Raw genomic sequence first — 20,036 nt, 5'->3', positions numbered from 1 at the left:
GTAAATAGACGAATCCATTTGTCTCTCTTATCTCCCAAAGCAAATCATTCGCTTTGCTGGAATTAGCACCTTTCAAACCGTTGTTTGAAGGTTGCCGGGCGTCGTCGGGCCAGTCCCTCAGCCACTCTTGATAAGAGTTTAATTTGTTATACAATTTTGTTAATTTGATTATATGCACCTTACCATGCCGTTATACGAACGTCAACAAAAAGATTAAACTTCTTGTTTTTTCGATGCTTCAATCTTCGCTAATTTAGCTTGGACTTCTTCCTCTGTTAAACCGTGCTCCTCGATATAACGGTTGCGAGGGTGCGTACGGCATTCAGGTGAGCAACTTCTTAAATAAAAATGCTCGTTCTCTTCAGAGGAAAGAATTTGTTCGTTACAGTCAGGATTTGCACAATTAATATAACGTTCACATGGTTCACCTGTGAAATAATCGCGGCCGACAACATTATGTTCAACCTGATTGATCGGCACTGTAATGCGCTCATCAAACACATAGCATTGACCGTCCCACAAATCGCCTTTCACTTCAGGGTCTTTGCCGTAAGTGACGATACCACCATGTAATTGTCCGACATCATCAATGCCTTCTTCTTTCAACCAACCAGTGAATCGTTCACAACGGATTCCACCTGTGCAATACGTTAAGACACGTTTACCTTCAAGCATGTCTTTATTTTCTTTAATCCATTCAGGTAATTCACGGAATGTACGAATATCCGGACGAATTGCGCCACGGAAATGACCGACATCATATTCATAATCATTTCGCGCATCGAGAATAATCGCATCATCACGCTGCATTTCTTCGTAAAATTCTTTCGGATCGAGGAATTCAGCTGTGTCTTCGATCGGCGACACATCCTCTTCTTCATCCAAACTTAAATTAACGATTTCGTCGCGATGACGGACGTGCATTTTCTTAAATGCATGATCGTCCGCTTCATCAATTTTGAATTCCATGTCCGCAAAACGTGGATCTTCACGCAAAGCTTCCATATACTTATTCGTTTGTTCAACTGTACCTGAAACGGTTCCGTTCAACCCTTCCTCAGCAACTAAAATCCGACCTTTTAATCCGAGGTCGAAACAGAATTGTAAATGCTCATCACGGAACGTTTCCGGATCGTCAATTGGAACGTACTTGTAATAAAGCAATACTCTGTAATCCTTGTTAGACATAATGACCACCTTGCTTATATATTTTTTATTTATTAATTAGCTAAATTCATCAACACTGTATTATATAATATCATAGCCATTTCAGCAACGAAATCAATTTGCGTAAGTGTTCAAAAGCGTTCACATTTAAAAGTTTTCTAGTCCGTGATAGAGTTATGTTTGACAGTGAAAATGAGGTGATACGATGAAGCCAATCGAAAGTCATATTGTTCAATACCGTGGCAGTCATGGCGATTTCGGTTTTGAACAAGGGCAAGCTTTAAAAGAGTCGAAAATCATACATAACCGCTTGAAACATTGGAATGTTAGACGACCGCGGTTTCACATTAATATTGAAGAAACGAAACAAAAGTTCATGGATTTCGCCCCGCAAATGTGGCGTGAACTAGAAGGGTTGCGCGACGGGTTAGAGATGCCAATGGAAGATGTGCTTCGCGATTTTGGAGGATACCGCGTTGAGATCAATCGAAGTGGCTGCTCGATTTTAACCGAGCGTGATTATATGATTCGTAACTACGATTACCACCCGCAAACGTATGAAGGACGCTTCAGTTTATTCCAGCCTAACGATGGAGGTTTAGCGACAATTGGGCCGACATCACGATTAACGGGACGCATGGATGGCATGAATGAACACGGACTCGTCATGGCTTATAATTTCACACACCGTAAAACGCCTGAAGATGGATTTGTCTGTTACATGATCGGACGGATGATTTTAGAAAATTGTCGTAACGTCGAGGAAGCCAAGCAATTTCTACAAGAAGTGCCACACCGAAATGCATTTAGTTATATTTTGCTTGACCCAAATGGTGAAACATATGTTGTAGAAGCAAGCCCTCGTGGCGTTGCAGTAAGGGAAGCCAACGTCTGTACGAATCATTTTGAAAAACTGACGAGCGAAAACCGTCACCATTTAGTCGATTCCTACAAACGACAAGAGGCGATTAATGACCAACGTTATCCAAACATGCCTGCCGATATCGCCTTTCAACTCATGAATGACCGCGATGGCGGTATCTTTGCCGATAACTACAAAAGCTGGTCCGGCACGATTCACACATCAGTCTATTTTCCAAAAGACTTAGGCGTCTGGTTCGCACTCGGTGGTGACGCTGAGGTAACGACGTTTAATTTCGCCGATTGGTTAAGCGGTGAAGATGTTGAACGAACAACCATGCACGGCGAAGTCGACACCGATCTACCCTTCGCACATATGGATTAACAGATGTTGCCGTTTCAATCGATTGTTAGACAATCTAACTACTTTATCTAACAATGTTAATTCAATGTCTAACAATCCAGCTACTTTATCTGACAATGTCAGCTGATTATCTAACAATGTTCCGACATTGTTAGATAATCTTACCAAAAACAAGCTGTGGGCATGCCCACAGCTTGTTTTCACTTACACTTTAAATTTTTTCACTTCATCGCGCAATTGGTCAACCAGGCCAACTAAATGTGATGCGTGTTGATCCATTTCATCGATACTCGACAATTGTTCTTCGGTCGAAGCTGAGATCTCTTCTGCACTCGCTGCTGTTTCTTGACCAGAAGCTGATATTGTCTGAATCATTTCACTTAAATCCTCTTTACGCGCTTCCATATCTTCAGAATATGACATCACACGTTTTGCATTTTGGGCTAAATTGTTCACCGCTTCATTAATTCCATCAAAAATACGTTGCGTCTCCTTAACTGCGGCTTCATTTTCCTCGGTAAACGACTGTGTTTTCTTAATCGAATCTACAGCCACTTGTGATTGTTCTTGAATGTTTGTCACAAGTCGATTAATATCTTCTGTCGTTTTAGACGATTGTTCCGCAAGTTTTCGAATTTCTTCTGCAACGACAGCAAAACCTTTACCATGTTCACCTGCACGCGACGCTTCAATCGACGCGTTTAATGCTAGCAAATTCGTTTGTTCTGTAATTTCTAATATATGTTTCGTAAACTGACTGATTTCTTGGGCAAATGAATTCATCTGATGCATCACTGAAGATGTTTCATTTGTCGCGGTTTTATTCTGTTCTGTTTTATTAATCAAATCGCCAATCGTCAATCGACCATTTTCGCTCAACTGACTCATTTCACTTGATTTCTCATCAATACCTTTGTTTTCTTTGACGACTTCTGTAATGTTATCACTCAACTGCTTAACTGTTTCTTGACCTGTTTCAAGTTGATCAGCTTGTTGAGTGGTTCCGTCTGCCACTTCTTGTACAGATGTCGCAACTTCATTCGCAGCCGTTGACGATTCTTTTGTATTATTCGACAACGTATGAGATGACTGACTAATGGAATTCGTCACATCGTGAATGGTTTCGACTAATCCGCGGACGTCACCTTTCATCGTTTTCATTTGATTAGCTAACAGACCGAACTCGTCCGAACGTTTAGTCAGATGTTCTGGCACATCTGACGTGAAATCACCATCTGACATTTCCGCTAATTGATCATTCATCGCATAAATCGGGTTCGTTAACCGTTTCGCATAGACATAAGCAATGATCACGACAATAACAGCTATAATCACAGTCACAATAATGAGTGTCGTATTCACACTATCTATTTGCCCCATTAATTCTGAGCTTTCCACAACAGCTAAATACGTCCAACCACTCGATTCAGACGTGTATGTATTCACGTAATGATTAACGCCATCAATCGATGTTTCAAAAAATGTATCATTGATATTATTTATATCGGAGACTTCCTCAATCCCTAATTCTGAAACATTTTGGAAACTCATTGAACTATCATTCGGATTAGACAACACTGTCCCTGTATCTTCTACAAGTACAACATAACCAGTCTCACCGATCTCGACGTCTTCAATAATAGACGTCAAACCACCCAAACTCACATCTGCACCTTGTACACCTATCGTGTCACCTTGTTGGTTTTGGATCGGAATCACTGAACTAATAATCACTTCATCATCGGCTTCCCAATAATAAGCATCTGTTAACGTGACTTCATCCGGATTTTCCATCGCTTGCGTATAATAAGGTCGTTCACTCGGATCATAACCAGCTGTCACTTCCCCTTCTGGATACTGAATATAACCACCGTCAGTTGTCGCTAAATAAGCATAGCGAATCTCAGGATGTGTTTCGGCATAGTGCTCATAAATCTCGAAAATTTCTTGTTCGATGCCTCCACTAGTCGATGAATTCAGTTGCTGTGGCTCATCTGTATCCACATACGATTCAATCGAATCATCTGCTTGCATGACCGTCTCATTCGTTGCAAGCATATTCGTATTTTGCTTCACAACATCAAAAAACAATTCAATCCCTTGATCGACTTGTTGAATTTCTTGTGACGTCGCATTCTCAAACTGGTCCTCAATCGTATTACTCATTAAGTAATTCACGAAAAAGCCAAGCGCAATTAATGGAATTAACGCTATCAGCAAGAAAACAGCTAACGTCTTAAAACGAATGCTTGATAATTTTCCTTTCACGCCATATCCCCCTGCTTAGTATAAATAATCACTTATATCATACTAAACGACTAGGATTAAGTAAACGTTTCCGTCACATTTTCGTGAAAATTGTCGATAACAAAATCCAAAAAAGCTCTGAAGCACAATCGCTTCAGAGCTTTCTGTTTAAGATAACTGCTGATACCAATTCATCGATGCTTTAATTTCGCCTAAGTTCAACTGATGACCTTGGCTTTCCCAGTGTAGAGTCACATCTGCGCCAGCATCCGTTAAGAACGCTTGTAAATCTTCTGATTCTTGTGCTGGACAAATAGGATCATTCGTCCCTGCAGCGATAAACACGCTTTTATCAGTTAAGTCAGGTAACTCAACGCCTCGTCTCGGCACCATTGGATGGTGTAAACTCGCCGCTCGCACAGCATCCTTATAATGGAACAATAAGCTACCTGCAATATTAGCGCCATTAGAATAACCAACTGCGATCACATTTTGTCGGTCAAACCCATAATCCTCAGCTGCTTGATCCAAAAACTCATACAACTCTTGCGTGCGGAAAATGAGGTCTTCCTCATCAAAAACACCTTCTGCTAAACGTTTAAAGAAACGAGGCATACCATTTTCCGACACATTACCACGTACACTTAACACATTCGCTTTTGAATCAATATAATCAACTAATGGTAACAAGTCTTCTTCTGTACCACCAGTTCCATGCAACAATAACAACGTAGGGCCTTTCAAATCATCGCCCTCTCTAAAAATATGCTTCACATTGCCACCCCTTTCTAAATTAACCATATGACTACCGTGACCTGTTAAAAATTATTTTACCACACAAGAAATCTTAAATTCAAAACAAATGCTTATGTTTGTATTTACGCCATCTCGGGAAACGTATCGATAACAATCCATTGAGGTGGTGATGAGATGTTACGCACAATTCTTATGGTGATTGGTGCTATTGTCGTCATTAGTTGGATCTTATCAATGATTTAATACAGAAAACGCCTTTAATCACCTATAAGATTGAAGGCGTTTTAACATGGTATAACATCTATCTTATGATCGCTTGTGTTTACCAGTTAATCGATCATATTCCTCTCCATAATGGCTACGGGCTTTAATTTCATGGACGAGGCGAATCGTCGGTTTGATCATAAACTGAAAACTTGCGACAACAAATAGCGTTACGCCCCATACTTTAAGCGATTCAAAATAAAACAAAATACTGCCGATTAAAAACCAAAACGCAATCGTGAAATCATTGATCGTATATAGCAAATTATAAATATCTTTGTAAAAGCGATTATGGTTTTGCATTCGACTATCGATATATTCTTCACGCGTTTGATTATGCACGTCATATTGGTCTTGTTTAGCTTCCATCGTTTATCCTCTCCCTTACACCTAACAACAGTATATTCCTTATTACCTTATTTCCCCACACTCAAACATAACGCCACTAAAATAAAAAGGACAACCGTTGTGGTTATCCCTCTACATTAATCACTATTCACTTCATGATTTATTACGAAAATATGCTTCGGCTTTCTCTAAATACGCTTCATCTCCAGGCATCATTTCTAAATCTTCGACAATAGCTGATACCGGACATACTGAAACGCAAGCACCACAGTTAATGCAAATATCTGGATCTATGTAAAACTGGTCACCACCATCTTCAATGCAGTCAACTGGACATACGTCGACACATTCCGCTGCTTTTTCCGTTTGACAAGGACTCGTAATGACAAATGCCATTGTGACACCCTCCTTTTCTACTCCTATTGTATCGTATCTTCACTATACATCAAAGCGTAGAAATAGCTAAGCTAACCAAAACGGCCCTGCTAAATAGTACCCTTGTCCGCATTCAACCCCTAATCTACGTGCTACATGTAATTGACTTTCACCTTCAATGCCTTCTAAAACAAACCGAGTTTTCGTGTTTTGACAATAACTAACCAACGATTCGATCATTTGCTGTTTTAATGTGGAGTACGTCAATTGCGAAGTGAAATATTTATCCATCTTAATAATATCCGGTTCAAGTTCAATCATTAAACGAAATGACGAGGACCCTTTGCTGACATCATCTATCGAAATCAAAAAGCCGTGTTCCTTGAGCTGTCTAACCGATTGTTTTAGTTCCTCTAAATTCTTAATCGCTTCAAGTTCGACTAATTCAACGACGACATCTTGAGGGGACAAATGATACTCACGAACGCAATTGTGCAAAAATGTCGTAAAATCAAGCCGAGACACCGTAGATGGTAATACATTCATAAACAAAAACCCTGATGACACATCACTTTGGTCAAACTGGTGAACTGCCTTAGCAATTGATTGGCGATCTAATTGTAAAAGCATGTCTTGGTCATGAATCGACTTAATAACTTCATCAGGTGCATCAATCCATTCCGAGCGTAATAACGCTTCATATCCCACAATAGTTAAATCATCTAAACGCAAAATAGGTTGAAATTGGTGGTGAAATGATTAATAATCCACCATTTGACGAACTGCATCTACAGACATGAAAACGACTCCTTTAACCGATTAACTCGTTAATACCATTAAACCTTATATTAGCCACCATGCAATAACTGAATTTGAATTTTTAGACAATAAAGATTTTGAGTGCTTTGAGTTTTTCTTTTGGTGTAAGATAAGAAACACGATATAATGAAGGTTGGCCCAATTCTATGTGTTAGGAGGATGAATCATGGGCATCGTCGTAGTCGAAATTTGCGACGGCAACTTGATGACCGAAGTGGATTTAGAAGGGATTATCGAATCAGAATACCCTGATGTTGCTGTATTAGAAAATAGCTGCTTAAACAATTGCGGGATGTGCGCGATGCGTCCGTTCGCATTAGTCAATAACCGACGCATATTCGGTAAAACACCCGAACAATGCGTCGACAAGATACGAAAAGCAATCGATGAAGAACTCGCTGCTTTTAATGAAGAATTTTAATGATAAACGATTTTGTTAACGAAAAAGGAATGACCTACAATGGCGATCACACGTATATTTAAAACCAGTTTAAAACTACCTAAAAAACAAGCTTTATTCTCCTTAAACCGGGAAACGATGCGGGATACGATGGTTTATTTATTACTGCTTATGACGCTCGTTTGCTTGCCCGATACGATACGCATCACGTACGATTTTTTCTCGCAGGAAGAGGTAGCATCTCCTGACTTATTTATTACGCAATTAATCGTGTTATTGCCGTTTATCATTACCTTTTTAATGGTCGCTGGTGTGACAAGCTTAGCCGGGATCGCTTATGGCATTCGTACGCTAACGAAGCGAAAATTAGCTTTTCAACAGTTATGGAAAATGACAGGGTATGCGTTAACGTTACCGATATTAATCATCACCATATTTCGCATCTTACAATGGTCCCATTGGTTGTTATGGATCATTCCATTTATACTGTTGTACACGCTAATCTACAACATGATCACGATTTTCCCAAAACGAAAAACCGCGATTTAACCTCACTGTCATGAAGTGAGGTCTTTTTTTAACGTGTCATAAAAAGCATACAACTCACTAATATAAGCCCCTTGAATGTCGCGAATGACTTCATTTTTCACCTTTTCCGTATGTATATAAGACGTTAAATTGTAACGATTCAATGCTTGAAGCCACATTTTATGGTTCGAGATAAACGGATAGTCTTTCGCTTCCTGAATCGCTTGGCGGTTAGTTTCAACTGTGACACCTTGAGCGTCTAAGTATTCGATTAACGTCTGAAGCGCTAGGTCAAAGGCCATTTCATAAAAGTGAATAAACCCCGCTTCTTCCAATTCATTTTCAAATATTTCTTCTTGATAGGGCATTAATTTCACTAAACTCTGTTCAAACGCTTCAAACCGTTGTTTCCATCGTAAGTCTTTACTTGATTCCATTGTTATGCTCCATTCATATTTATTCTCATTCTACTGTAATAGAGTAAACCTTATAAAACAAGCCTCCCAACGACTTAGGGAGGCTACTGTATCACATACATTATCATGTTTGATGCTTGGCTTCGCTTCGATTAATAATCTTCGTACCAGCTAGATCACCTGTCACATTAAGTGCTGTACAGCCCATACCCACTAATGCATCAACAGCAGTTAATAGAGCCACTGCTTCCATTGGTAAGCCTAATTGGGCAAAAACGGTTGCAATCATGACGATTCCTGCTCCAGGAACACCAGCTGTTCCAATGGATGCCAACGTTCCAATAATAACAATGGTTAGTACCTCAGCCACAGACAAAGGTTCACCAATTACCATTGCAGCAAAGACTGCTGATACAGCGATTCGGATTGCCGCACCATCCATATTAACAGTCGCACCAAACGGTAAACTAAAGCTATATAACGGTTGATGTAATTGCATTTGACGAGCAGCGTTTAATGTTACCGGTAGTGTTCCAGAACTACTTTGAGTAACAAAAGCTGTAATCATTGGTGTTCGTGCACCTTTCAAAAACGCCAACGGGGAATGACCCGTCAATTTAATAAAGACTAAATACAGTAATAATTGAACAACTAATGCTAAGTATAATACTAAAATAAATTCACCTAGCGACGTCAATGTATCCATTCCATGTTCAGCAATTGTTGTCGCGATAATAGCAAAAACACCAATTGGTAAATACTGAAGTATCACACGCATAATCTTAAATGTCGCTTCGTTCAACGCTTCGATCACTTGGTATAATGTATCTCCTTGCTCTTTCATCGCATCTGACTGACGCATATATGCCAAAGCGACTCCGAATGTAATTGCTATAAATATAATACCGAGTAAATTCAACTCATTAAATGCTGTCACAATATTTTCTGGCACTATATTCAATAAAACACTAGCGACCCCTGGATGCTCCGGTGAATCATAGCTTGCATCAGGGTTTAATGACATTCCTTCACCAGGTGCCAATAGTAAAGCAATTGATACACCAACTATAATAGCAACCGAAGATGTCACGGTGTAATAACCTAGTACTTTACCTCCCATACGTCCCAAGTCACGAATATTGATTTGATTGACGCCGACAATAAGCGTAAACAGAATCAATGGTAAAATTAAAAATTTCAACAAACGAATAAGTAACTCGCCTAGCGGATCTAAATAAACAATGATAGGTTCACCAAAAATGAGTCCTACTAAAACACCTAATATTAATGCTACTGATATTTTAACAATCAGTGAACCATTCCAATAAGCTGATAAGATTGATTTCATCAATCACACCCCCTAATTCCGATTATTCTTATGTGTTTTATTACTTAAATTATATTATGTTAAATCATTTGTATTGTCAATCACTTGGATTAACAAGCATCATAATAGACTTTTTCTAAAATATTTGTTTAGGTAAATAATAAGTTGGTAATTGAAAGGATGGTTACATGAAGGTACTAGTCGTTGGCGCAAACGGCCAAATCGGAAAGCATTTAGTTCAATTTATTCAAGACCATGACGACTTGCAAGCGAAGGCGATGATTCGTAACAAAGAGCAAGCCCGCTTCTTCAAAGACTTAGGGGCTGAAGTCGCCGTTGTTGATTTAGAAGATGATATTAAGGCCATTCAACAAGCTGCAGACGATGTTGATGCCGTCGTATTTACAGCCGGTTCAGGCCCGCACACGGGTAAAGATAAAACGATGATGATCGACCTTGATGGCGCTGTTAAAACCATCGAGGCGACAAAAGCAGCTGGTGTTAAACGATTTGTGATGATCAGCTCATTTGATACGACACGAGAGGCGATCCAACAAGCGCCTGAGTCGTTCTCACCATATGTCGCTGCTAAACATTACGCTGACGTATGGTTACGCGATACAGACCTAGACCACACAATTATTCATCCAGGTCGTTTAACGAATGATGCAGGAACAGGTAACGTGAGCCTTGCTGCGACAACACAACCGGATGAAGTCGCACGCGAAGATATTGCTCGGGTCATTCTCTCAAGCCTTGTTCATAACAATACAATCGGACAAGAATTCCAAGTCGTTCAAGGCGACACAGCAATTGACGACGCGATTCAATCATTATAAATCGCAAATACTACTAATTAAAGGGCGGTCGCCTATAAACAAGCGACCGCCTTTAATTACGTCTTCCTTTATGCTTTTTCGTGTTTACACTAATTCATCCAATAACGTATGCGATTCAAAACATATACCTGTTTCGTGACAACTATACATGTTACGATAACTAAAGTATTTATAATCATAGATAATGGAGATGACTTATGGCACAGAATCAATCACTAACACCATTAAAACTATTTCTATTCGCGTTTTACGCAACACATACGATTATATTAAGCTACATCCCTCTCTATCTAGAAGATTTAAAACTATCTGGGACCGAGATTGGTTGGGTTCTTGCTATCGGGCCACTCGCTGCCCTCATTTCAGAACCTTTCTGGGGTTATGTTAGCGACAAATATAAAACAGTTAAGCGCATTGTACTTTTATTATTGGCCATTTTACTCCCTGTCAGTATGGTCTTTTTCAATGTGTATAGTTTAGCTCTTATTTTACTTTTGGCCTTTTTACTTTATTTCTTCTCTGCTCCGATTACAGCATTCGGGGATAGTTTATCGCAGAGACGGGCGGATGAATTACATATTTCATTCGGATCGATTAGAATGTGGGGGTCCATCGGGTTCGCTACATCATCCCTCGTCGTTGGCCAGTACTTAACATTAACAGACATTCAAAACATCATTTGGCCGTATCTATTATTCGGCGTGATTGCGTTAATCGTGTCTCTTAGATTAACAGATGCTGAACCCGCCCAAGAACCGGTGAATTTGCAAAGTGTAAAACAACTGTTTAAAAACGGGAAGCTCATGACATTTCTCGTCTTAATCATGTTTATTACGATTACACACCGTACGAGCGATAGCTATATCGGAATCTATATTAATGACCTAGGCGGCACCGAAAGTTTAGTCGGTATCGCATGGTTTGTCGGTGTCATTAGTGAGGCTGCGATTTTTGCAACTGCTGGTTATTGGTTCCGCAAATATAAAACATTATTCTTCATCATTGCGGCTGGCGCTTTATACACGTTGCGTTGGTTCTTATTCGGAATCATCGATGATCCTTGGATCGCTATTGGACTACAATTTATGCACGGTTTAACGTTCGCCGTCATGTACTTAACAGCCTTCGATTATATAACGCGACTCATTCCAAAAGTCGTAGAAGGTACCGGGCACTTAATGTTCCACACCGTCTTCTTCGGGATCTCCGGTATTATCGGCTCACTAGCAGGCGGATCAATCATTGATTACCTAGGGGTTCATGCTCTTTACTTAATCTTAGCCGGTCTTGCCTTAATCGGCACAATTAGCTTAACGATTTTCCACATTGTTATAAGCAGACGTCACGCATAATAAAACCGTTTTGGCCTTTAGTTGGTCAAAACGGTTTTTCTTTTTCGAAACTTTTATCAACACACCATGTTTTATCATCTTTTAAGTAGTTACGGAAGCATGAGAATTCGCAGTGTATTCCGTTTCTTTTTTCATCGAAATGCCCGTAAAACCGTAAACGATCGTAATAATTGGACAGATGAGACAGAAGAACGCAAACGGCATATACGATAACACCGACACGTTTAGTACACTCGTCATAAACACACCACTAACCCCATAAGGAATGAGTGGATTAATGACCGTCCCACCTGATTCTAACACTTTAGATAAATGTTTGCCTTCATAACCCATTTCCTTATAACGGCTCGCATACGCTTCGCCTGGTAAAATAACCGACATGTACTGTTCACCTAGCGTCAGATTCACACCAATTCCTGTTAGAACCGTTGATAAAACGACTTTGCCACGCGTTTCCACCCAGCTATGAATCGCCGCCATTAATGAATCGATCACGTTCAATTCCGATAACATGCCACCCATCGATAAGGCGAGCAATAGTAACGATACAGCCCACATCATGCTTTGAATACCGCCTTGGTTCACGATTGAATTCACTTGTTCATTGCCTGTTGATGCTTCGAATCCACCTTGAACGACAGCCATCCATTCCGTGATGTTCACCGCTCCCGCTTGTAAGATGAGCGATACGACAAAACCACTGACGATACCTAACAAAATCGTCGGGATCGCTGACATCTTTCTCACAGCCGCAACTAACATCACGACGGCTGGTAAAATCGCGACCCAATGCACCGTCGTCTCCGTTTGGAACACTTGCATTAACGATTCAACTTGCCCTAAATTAGCTTCACCACCATCAAAACCTATTAGTACAAACGCAATCGCCGTTATGACAAACGCTGGAATCGTCGTCCAAAGCATATGACGAATATGTTCGAATAAGTCAACTTGGCTAACCGATGACGCTAAGTTCGTCGTATCTGACATCGGGCTCATCTTATCTCCGAACATCGCACCTGACACGATCGCACCCGCTGTCATGGCTAAATTAAAATCAAGTGCCGTCGCAATCGCAATGAAAGCCACACCAATCGTTGATACCGTCGTAAATGAACTGCCGACAAACACCGCAATAATCGACGTGACGATAAAGACGCTTACTAAGAAATAATCGACCGAAATAATATTAAAGCTGTATGTAATAAGCGTCGGAATCGTTCCTGACTTCATCCAAACCGCAATAAGCACACCGATTAATAGAAAGATAATGACCGGCACAATACCTGATTGCACACCTTTTACCATCCCATTTTCGATCGTCTTCCAATCAAATCGACGTAATTTACCCCATACAATTAATCCCATAATGATCAACAAAATCGGCACGTGCGGATCAGCACTAAACGAAATAAGCGACACCCCAATGATCGCCAACATCGATAGTAGAATAAATGCTGCTTCCCACCCCGAAATACGAAAGTCATGATTGTCTTGCATCGTAAACTCCCCCTTCTCTATTTATAAAATGATATAGTTTAACCACTTAAACGCTTAAACGCTTTTATATATAAAAGTAATTAAGTGCTATCATAATAGAGTTCTAGACACTTGTCAATCATTTTTACCAATTTATTGGCTTAAGCTAATTCGTCTACAAGCTATGAGCGAGATGATATGATAGGGATACAAGCATTGATTTAAAGGGGGCAAACATGATGAAATCTGAAGAACACTATTTTAATGAGGCTGAATCAATTGAAAGCTACATGAACAAAATGAGCCAATTACAAGATAAAAGTTTTACCGTTTACGAATCGTTCGCATTACCTGACGATGAGTTAGCTGAAACCTTACGCGAACAGTCACTTCATTTCCTCGTCATTACGGAAGACTGGTGCGGCGACGCGATGATGATTAATCCGATTATCCGCCAAATTGCTGAAGCAGCAAACATGGAGATGCGTGTCGTGTTACGAGATTCAGAACCCGAGTTAATCGATCGTCACTTAACGAACAGCAGCCGTTCCATTCCGATTATTTTAATTTTAGATTATGATGGGACAGTTATCGGGAAATGGGGACCTCGCTCGCCGAAAGCACAAGCACTCATTGATGAATATGCGGCGGCATTACCTGATCAAGATGACCCTGAATTTCAAGCAGCTCAAAAAGATATGATTAAAGCCTTAACATACCGCTTCACAACAGATGAAACGTTGTGGCATGATGTTTACGAAAGCTTTAAACAAACCGTTCAACAAGCTATTAATGATAAACAAAAACACTAATGACTTCACAAAGGCCCGAACGATTCTAACACGGAAATCGTTCGGGCCTTTGATATGACTGCAGAAATTCAATCATATTGTATAACATTTAGTTGTTTTCACGAAGCATCGCCATCATAATCGCATCGCAGTATTGCCCATTGATGAAGAAGTGTTGTTTTAGAACACCTTCTCGTTCGAATCCGACCTTTTCATAAATGTAGACCGCCTTGTCATTCGATTTAGCCACAAACAAAAACAACTTATGTAAATTCAACTGATAAAACCCATAGTCCACCATTAATTCTGTTGCACACGTCGCATACCCATTCCCTTGAAACGCTGGGTCAATCATAATCGCAAACTCCGCATGACGATGGCGCCAGTCGATATCAAACAACCCTAAGAAACCAACTCTAACTTCACCGTAATATAATATAAACGATCGATGCGTGTCTCTCTCCAGATTCGCTTCATACGATTTAATCATTTGTGCTTTCGACGCATAAGGCTCTTCAAACCAATAATCCATCACATCCGAATTCACCCGCATTTGATATAGAAAATCGAGATCATCTTTTTGTAGTGGTTGAACCGATAATGACTCGCTCATGTTTACAACTCCTTTCCCTATTCCGAAGCATTTTCTGATAACTGTTTTTCATATGATCATACTCATCTTATCATGAGATATATTCAACTATCACTCTTTATTCCAAATTATGTTATAATAATGAACACGAAACAGTCAATCAGAGCGACCCATAAGGATTATTTCAAAAAATGAGGTGACGAACGTGAGTGAAAGCCAACCGAAGCGCCGAAGCCATATTGAAAAATGGATCGACATTTTATTATTTATACCTGAATTAATTGTGATACCGCTTAAATATATGGCCCGTGGCATTATGTGGTTAGTCAGAGTTTGGTTATATTAAGTCATCGTAAAAAATTGGACTCAGTACAACACATTATACTGAGTCCAAGATTAGTATTTTTTGTTTTGAAAAAGTCACACTTCTAACACGAGCACTTTCAAATAATCACTCTGTTTATACAGACTATGTGCCGGGAAATCTCTCGGCAAACCGAATTCTTCTTTTACGTTGTAAGACACACCCGCTTCTTTAAATCCTTGAGCGACAAGCTTCTTAAAATGTTTCATATCGAATGAGGCATTGTTCGTCGAGGCGACAATGATGCCACCGTCATTGATAATCTCAGCTGAATGCTTAATAAGCGACGGATAGTCTTTCGCGCTAGAAAATGTTTTCTTTTTATTACGCGCAAAGCTCGGCGGGTCCAATACAATCGTATCGTACATGAGGCTATGGCGCTTAGCATATTTAAAGTAACTGTAAATATCCATCACATAAATTGATTGTTGCTCCAAATCAATCCCGTTCAAACTGAAATTCTCAATCGTTTTCGGCTCACTCCGCTTAGCGAGGTCCACGCTCGTCGTACTTTCTGCGCCACCTAATGCTGCTGCAACTGAAAATGCGCCAGTATATGAAAACGTATTGAGCACATGCTTGCCCTTCGCATAACGGTCACGAAGCGCACGACGCACATCACGTTGATCTAAGAAAATCCCTGTCATTGCCCCATCATTCAAATCAACCGCATAATTCATCCCATTCTCTTGAATAATGAGCGGGAATTCTGGTCGTTCGCCGTAAACGAAGTCATCATCATCAATATAAGACCCCTTCGTATCAAACCGCTTCTTCTCATAAATCGATTCGCACTCACCATACTCCGTTAGCACCGTCACGACCTTCTCTTTAAACGCATAAATGCCTTCACTGTACCAGTTCAACAAATAATGGCCATTGTAATAATCAATCGTTAGACCACCAATGCCATCGCCTTCACCATTAAACAAACGAAACGCTGTGGTATTAGGGTCCTCATAATATGCCTTACGCTTATTAATCGCAGTCAAAATCTTCGTCCGGAAAAACGTCACATCGATCGGCTCATCTATGCTATGCGTTAACACCCAACCAAGTCCTTTATTTTGCTTACCATAATACCCTTTCGCGATAAAGCCACCATTCCCGTCCACTAAATGAACGATCTCACCTTCATCACTAAGGTCTTGCACATTTTGAACCGCATCTTTATGGATTAGCGGAAATTTATGTTGAAATTGCTTCACAAACGTCGGATTTATTACTAATTCCTTCATGTTTTTAACCGTCCTCTCTCTAACTCTCACATCATTATCCCACATAGGGGGTTAAAAGTAAAAATGGTAAGACATTGCAAGTAATGATGAAATATTTAAAATTCAGGCTATGTTAAAGTCCGTTGTTGATATTGTGATCCGCTTTCGGTGGACGCTTTCCGCGGGCACGGCTCGAGCCTCCTCAGCCCAAAAAGCGGGGCTTGCGGGGTCTCGAGACTCGTGCTGTTCCCGCTGGAGTCGCCACCTTCACTCCTCACAATTCAACAACTCAGTGCTACTATCATTTTAAACTCAACATTAAACTTTAACAGAGCCAAAATTTAAGAAGGATATTATATATTTATGTAGAAATATGTCATATGAAGTATTATGTGTCATTTTATTATTACGTATCGGAAGTGGTATATTTGGCTATCTCCCACCACACAGACCATTGTCCAACGTGTCACAGCAAGCTTATTTATGATTTTATGGATACGGTCACAGAAGATCGGCATGGTTATTATATATTAGACGCGTTTGAAGCACAGGTATGCCCAAATGAATGTGGATATTATATTAAATTATATTAGTAGGTGATAACATGTCTTCCATCTCGAAAGAAGAAACCGAGAACCAGCTTGATAGAATGAAGGAAATTCACAGCTATATAAAAGATGAGTCTAAGCAAGAATTGGACAGCATCATTACTGTCATGGGCAATAAATTTCATGACGAAAATGCCATCAGTGATTATTTAGCTTACATATTAAACCCTGAAATTAACGGTGTAGGGACACAGCCGTTAAATAATTTGATGAATCTAATAAACTACCCTGCCGATTTATCAGAAACAGATAAAATTGAAATCAAACGAGAACATGAGTTGACTAATAAGAGAAGAATTGACTTTCTTATTACCATTAGTGACGAAACCATTATCGCCATAGAACACAAAGTTTTCACAGGCGAACACGGCGATCAAACCTGGGATTACGAACAACAAATTAATCATGAATTTCCCAACTCACACTACGAAATTCACTATGTTTTATTATCACCACATGGCAAAACACCGTTGAATCCGAGCTTTACTCCAATTGATTATTTTCAATTAGTAGATGCACTTAAACAAGTAACGACCGACGTCTTGAGAGATATTCGTAAGGCCGTATTATATAACGAAATCATAAGACACTTGGAGGGACACTTCTTGAATGATAAGACATTAGAAATATCTAAAAAAACCGAATTATTAATGGACTACTCTGGCATGATCAACGATTTACTGCAGAACTTGGAAGATGATTATAAAGACATATTTGATTTTATTGAATCTTATATTAAAAATTATTTTAATAAAGAATGGAATATCAAGTTTCAACACGGAAGACATTATCACCAAATTTACAAACAAAACTGGAAGAAAAATGGCTTAGATATTCATTTTGAACTATCATTAAATCAAAGCAGTTTAATAGAGAATAAGCTTTCTTTCCTCGTGGATATTGAGGGTAAAAGAAAAGACGAGTTTAATCATGCATATGAAAACGACTTAATCATGTCACTCAAAGACACGTTAAATGAGAACGGCATTCAATACAGAGACGGAGCCAAAATTAAAGGTAGACGAGCTGATACATTCGCAGCCAAAACTTATCACTTTCTAGATAAAAACACATTAAAAGACGGCTTAAAACTAGAACAATGCTTACAAGACATGATCAAAGATTTCCTTGCCTTTATTGAACCAATCGATGAAGCTGTGAAAGCGTTTAATGAAAAACAATGAGTGAGGATTGTCCGCTATCAACAATTAATTAACATATAATTATGGGAGGTATTTTATGAATAAGAAGAACTTTAACCCGAAGAAACTGTTCGAAGACTTTAAAACCAAAAACGAAGGTAAAATTAAAGAATACGCCAACAGCCCTCAAAAGTTAAAAACCTTAGCTAACAATGCTGAAGAAAAAGCGCGCGAAAATAGCAAATCTCTATCGAACGCCTTGGATCAAATCAAGTTGCTAGTAGAATTTTTAAAGGCCTGGAAAAACAATGAATACCGTGACGTCTCAAAACAAACAATCGTTTGGATTATCGTCGCCTTGCTTTATTTTGTATCGCCTTTAGATGCCTATCCAGACTTCCTCCCTCTAGGTTATGTTGATGATATAGCTTTATTGGGGTATGTCTATAAAAGCATTAAAGACGATCTGGATAAATTTAAAGCTTGGAAGTATGGAAATAACAATGAGTTTGTGACAAAAGAATAAAGAAACTAAAAGAACTGAGAGCTCATCTCAGTTCTTCGCTTTCTACTCTGGGATATACGGCAAATCGCCATCGTTTGGTATATTAATCACATGTGTATTCGTATAAGCTAACAACCCTTGTTCACCATACTCACGTCCAATACCAGACTGCTTCACACCGCCGAATGGAAAACCCACGTCCAGCCCTTGTACGGCTGCGGTGTTAATCATCGTCGTACCAGCCTCAATATATTTCGCCACTTCAATGGCGTGTTCTTCTTCACCCCAGACAGAACTCGTCAGTCCATAAATACTGTCATTCGCTAATTCAATAGCATGCTCATCATCATCAAGCGGCAAAATCGGAAGCGTTGGTCCAAACTGTTCTTCAACAACAATCGGGTCACGATAATCAGTATTTAACACAATTGTAAGTTGTAAGAAATAACCCTCGCCCATCAAATCCTCGTCTAAAATGTCACCTAATTTAATGACTTTAGCACCTTTTTCTTCTGCATCATTCACGAGCTTTTGGACATATTCCTTTTGATTCTTGTTATTAACAGGACCAATCGTTACATCATCATGGAATGGACCACCGACTTGAATCCAGTCATTCGCCGCTTCAATATATTTCTCAACAAATTCATCGTAAGTCGAACGGTCCACATAAACCCGTTTTGCAATCATACATATTTGCCCGGCCGTTAGGAAATTAGAAATCACTAAACGACGCATAGCGGCTTCATCATTAACATCAAAATCCTTCAAAATAACGGCAGCATCATTACCACCTAACTCCAGTGTTAAATCCTTGATCGTATCCGTAGCCGCTTTCATAATATGTTTCGCTGTCTCTGTACCACCTGTAAATGCAATCTTTTGACTTTTGGATGACTTGTGAGTTCTTCGCCTACTTCCTGTTCACCATTTACCAAGTTTAGAACACCTTTGGGATATTCTTCAGCAATGTTCTCAAAAAATTTGCTTAGCATAAGAGGTGCAAGTGGGCTCGGCTTAAGTACTAAGGTATTACCTGTTAATAGTGCAGGCGCAATTTTGATGCTAGAAAGGGTAATGACCAACGACCTGGTTTGGATACGTCGGATTTTCCCTTGAAGCCAGTTCTTCTGTTTCAAATTTCTCACCATCAATAATCGCATGGGCGATATATTGTTCTTGTTCCATGCTCTAACCCTCCTCGGATGTCACTAATTTTATTTATACCCAAAAACAGATTTCATATGATTTTCGTTCATGAGGTAAGGAAGAGCC

General features: G+C 39.6%; 20 protein-coding genes, 2 pseudogenes and 1 riboswitch. Of the genes and pseudogenes, 9 read left to right on the top strand and 13 right to left on the bottom strand.

From position 1 onward, the window contains the following. Positions 1-24: 24 nt before the first annotated feature. Positions 25-137, bottom strand: a riboswitch (SAM riboswitch). 76 nt (positions 138-213) lie between these two features. Continuing rightward, the gene (gene trhO / locus ABID56_RS12495) at positions 214-1,188 is read right to left on the bottom strand and encodes an oxygen-dependent tRNA uridine(34) hydroxylase TrhO (protein WP_354221714.1); all 975 of its coding nucleotides are present in this window, start codon (positions 1,186-1,188) and stop codon (positions 214-216) included. A gap of 184 nt (positions 1,189-1,372) precedes the next feature. On the opposite strand from trhO, the gene ABID56_RS12490 reads away from it, so the two are divergent. Further along, on the top strand, positions 1,373-2,413 hold the full coding sequence (locus ABID56_RS12490; protein ID WP_354221712.1) for a C45 family autoproteolytic acyltransferase/hydrolase: 1,041 nt from the start codon (positions 1,373-1,375) through the stop codon (positions 2,411-2,413). A 183-nt stretch (positions 2,414-2,596) separates the two neighbouring features. Here the strand turns inward: ABID56_RS12490 and ABID56_RS12485 are convergent, their stop codons facing one another. The 5 genes and pseudogenes from ABID56_RS12485 to ABID56_RS12465 form a co-directional block, all read right to left on the bottom strand. Beyond that, positions 2,597-4,660 (bottom strand): methyl-accepting chemotaxis protein, encoded by a 2,064-nt coding sequence (locus ABID56_RS12485; protein WP_354221710.1) that lies wholly within the window; start codon positions 4,658-4,660, stop codon positions 2,597-2,599. Between the two features lie 147 nt (positions 4,661-4,807). Further along, entirely contained in the window at positions 4,808-5,413 is a 606-nt protein-coding gene (locus ABID56_RS12480; RefSeq protein WP_354221708.1) for an alpha/beta hydrolase, read from the bottom strand. A 288-nt stretch (positions 5,414-5,701) separates the two neighbouring features. Further along, positions 5,702-6,028: a YrhK family protein gene (locus ABID56_RS12475; protein ID WP_354221706.1), complete on the bottom strand. Its 327-nt coding sequence runs from the start codon at positions 6,026-6,028 to the stop codon at positions 5,702-5,704. A gap of 132 nt (positions 6,029-6,160) precedes the next feature. Next, the gene (locus tag ABID56_RS12470) at positions 6,161-6,403 is read right to left on the bottom strand and encodes a ferredoxin family protein (protein WP_354221704.1); all 243 of its coding nucleotides are present in this window, start codon (positions 6,401-6,403) and stop codon (positions 6,161-6,163) included. Positions 6,404-6,469: 66 nt separating this feature from the next. Next, positions 6,470-7,126: pseudogene (locus tag ABID56_RS12465) on the bottom strand (EAL domain-containing protein); the annotation flags it as partial. Between the two features lie 241 nt (positions 7,127-7,367). On the opposite strand from ABID56_RS12465, the gene ABID56_RS12460 reads away from it, so the two are divergent. Together ABID56_RS12460 and ABID56_RS12455 are read left to right on the top strand one after the other, a co-directional pair. Beyond that, positions 7,368-7,622 (top strand): YuzB family protein, encoded by a 255-nt coding sequence (locus ABID56_RS12460; protein WP_354221702.1) that lies wholly within the window; start codon positions 7,368-7,370, stop codon positions 7,620-7,622. Positions 7,623-7,661: 39 nt separating this feature from the next. Further along, positions 7,662-8,150, top strand: a complete 489-nt coding sequence (locus tag ABID56_RS12455) for a DUF1189 family protein (RefSeq protein ID WP_354221700.1) — start codon at positions 7,662-7,664, stop codon at positions 8,148-8,150. Positions 8,151-8,158: 8 nt separating this feature from the next. Here the strand turns inward: ABID56_RS12455 and ABID56_RS12450 are convergent, their stop codons facing one another. Both ABID56_RS12450 and ABID56_RS12445 read right to left on the bottom strand, forming a co-directional pair. Next, positions 8,159-8,566: a nucleotidyltransferase substrate binding protein gene (locus tag ABID56_RS12450; protein WP_354221698.1), complete on the bottom strand. Its 408-nt coding sequence runs from the start codon at positions 8,564-8,566 to the stop codon at positions 8,159-8,161. A gap of 103 nt (positions 8,567-8,669) precedes the next feature. After that, positions 8,670-9,893, bottom strand: coding sequence for a dicarboxylate/amino acid:cation symporter (locus tag ABID56_RS12445; RefSeq protein WP_354221696.1), 1,224 nt, complete (start codon positions 9,891-9,893; stop codon positions 8,670-8,672). Between the two features lie 167 nt (positions 9,894-10,060). On the opposite strand from ABID56_RS12445, the gene ABID56_RS12440 reads away from it, so the two are divergent. Together ABID56_RS12440 and ABID56_RS12435 are read left to right on the top strand one after the other, a co-directional pair. Further along, on the top strand, positions 10,061-10,711 hold the full coding sequence (locus tag ABID56_RS12440) for an SDR family oxidoreductase (RefSeq protein WP_354221694.1): 651 nt from the start codon (positions 10,061-10,063) through the stop codon (positions 10,709-10,711). A gap of 197 nt (positions 10,712-10,908) precedes the next feature. Next, positions 10,909-12,063 carry an MFS transporter gene (locus tag ABID56_RS12435; protein ID WP_354221693.1) on the top strand — a complete coding sequence of 385 codons (1,155 nt, stop codon included), beginning with the start codon at positions 10,909-10,911 and terminating at the stop codon, positions 12,061-12,063. 81 nt (positions 12,064-12,144) lie between these two features. Here the strand turns inward: ABID56_RS12435 and nhaC are convergent, their stop codons facing one another. After that, entirely contained in the window at positions 12,145-13,563 is a 1,419-nt protein-coding gene (gene nhaC, locus ABID56_RS12430; RefSeq protein WP_354221691.1) for a Na+/H+ antiporter NhaC, read from the bottom strand. 218 nt (positions 13,564-13,781) lie between these two features. On the opposite strand from nhaC, the gene ABID56_RS12425 reads away from it, so the two are divergent. Next, entirely contained in the window at positions 13,782-14,354 is a 573-nt protein-coding gene (locus ABID56_RS12425) for a thioredoxin family protein (protein ID WP_354221689.1), read from the top strand. A gap of 88 nt (positions 14,355-14,442) precedes the next feature. On the opposite strand, the gene ABID56_RS12420 is transcribed toward ABID56_RS12425, so the two are convergent. Beyond that, positions 14,443-14,946 (bottom strand): GNAT family N-acetyltransferase, encoded by a 504-nt coding sequence (locus tag ABID56_RS12420; RefSeq protein WP_354221687.1) that lies wholly within the window; start codon positions 14,944-14,946, stop codon positions 14,443-14,445. A gap of 184 nt (positions 14,947-15,130) precedes the next feature. Between ABID56_RS12420 and ABID56_RS12415 the strand changes: the two genes are divergently transcribed. Next, on the top strand, positions 15,131-15,271 hold the full coding sequence (locus tag ABID56_RS12415; RefSeq protein WP_354221685.1) for a hypothetical protein: 141 nt from the start codon (positions 15,131-15,133) through the stop codon (positions 15,269-15,271). 74 nt (positions 15,272-15,345) lie between these two features. On the opposite strand, the gene ABID56_RS12410 is transcribed toward ABID56_RS12415, so the two are convergent. Next, entirely contained in the window at positions 15,346-16,527 is a 1,182-nt protein-coding gene (locus ABID56_RS12410; RefSeq protein WP_354221683.1) for a class I SAM-dependent rRNA methyltransferase, read from the bottom strand. A gap of 583 nt (positions 16,528-17,110) precedes the next feature. Here ABID56_RS12410 and ABID56_RS12405 point away from each other — a divergent pair. Continuing rightward, positions 17,111-18,298: a PD-(D/E)XK nuclease family protein gene (locus ABID56_RS12405; protein WP_354221681.1), complete on the top strand. Its 1,188-nt coding sequence runs from the start codon at positions 17,111-17,113 to the stop codon at positions 18,296-18,298. Positions 18,299-18,353: 55 nt separating this feature from the next. Beyond that, positions 18,354-18,782 carry a YkvA family protein gene (locus ABID56_RS12400; RefSeq protein ID WP_354221679.1) on the top strand — a complete coding sequence of 143 codons (429 nt, stop codon included), beginning with the start codon at positions 18,354-18,356 and terminating at the stop codon, positions 18,780-18,782. Between the two features lie 42 nt (positions 18,783-18,824). On the opposite strand, the pseudogene ABID56_RS12395 reads toward ABID56_RS12400, so the two are convergent. After that, a pseudogene (locus ABID56_RS12395) lies at positions 18,825-19,840 on the bottom strand (aldehyde dehydrogenase family protein); the annotation flags it as partial. After that, positions 19,827-19,949 carry a hypothetical protein gene (locus ABID56_RS12390; protein WP_354221677.1) on the bottom strand — a complete coding sequence of 41 codons (123 nt, stop codon included), beginning with the start codon at positions 19,947-19,949 and terminating at the stop codon, positions 19,827-19,829. The pseudogene ABID56_RS12395 and the gene ABID56_RS12390, both read right to left, overlap by 14 nt. Between the last annotated feature and the right edge of the window lie 87 nt (positions 19,950-20,036).

Source organism: Alkalibacillus flavidus (genome assembly GCF_040545925.1).
Taxonomy (GTDB): domain Bacteria; phylum Bacillota; class Bacilli; order Bacillales; family Alkalibacillaceae; genus Alkalibacillus; species Alkalibacillus flavidus.
Note: the sequence above shows the minus strand (reverse complement) of the source record. Positions and strands in the feature narration are given on the sequence as shown.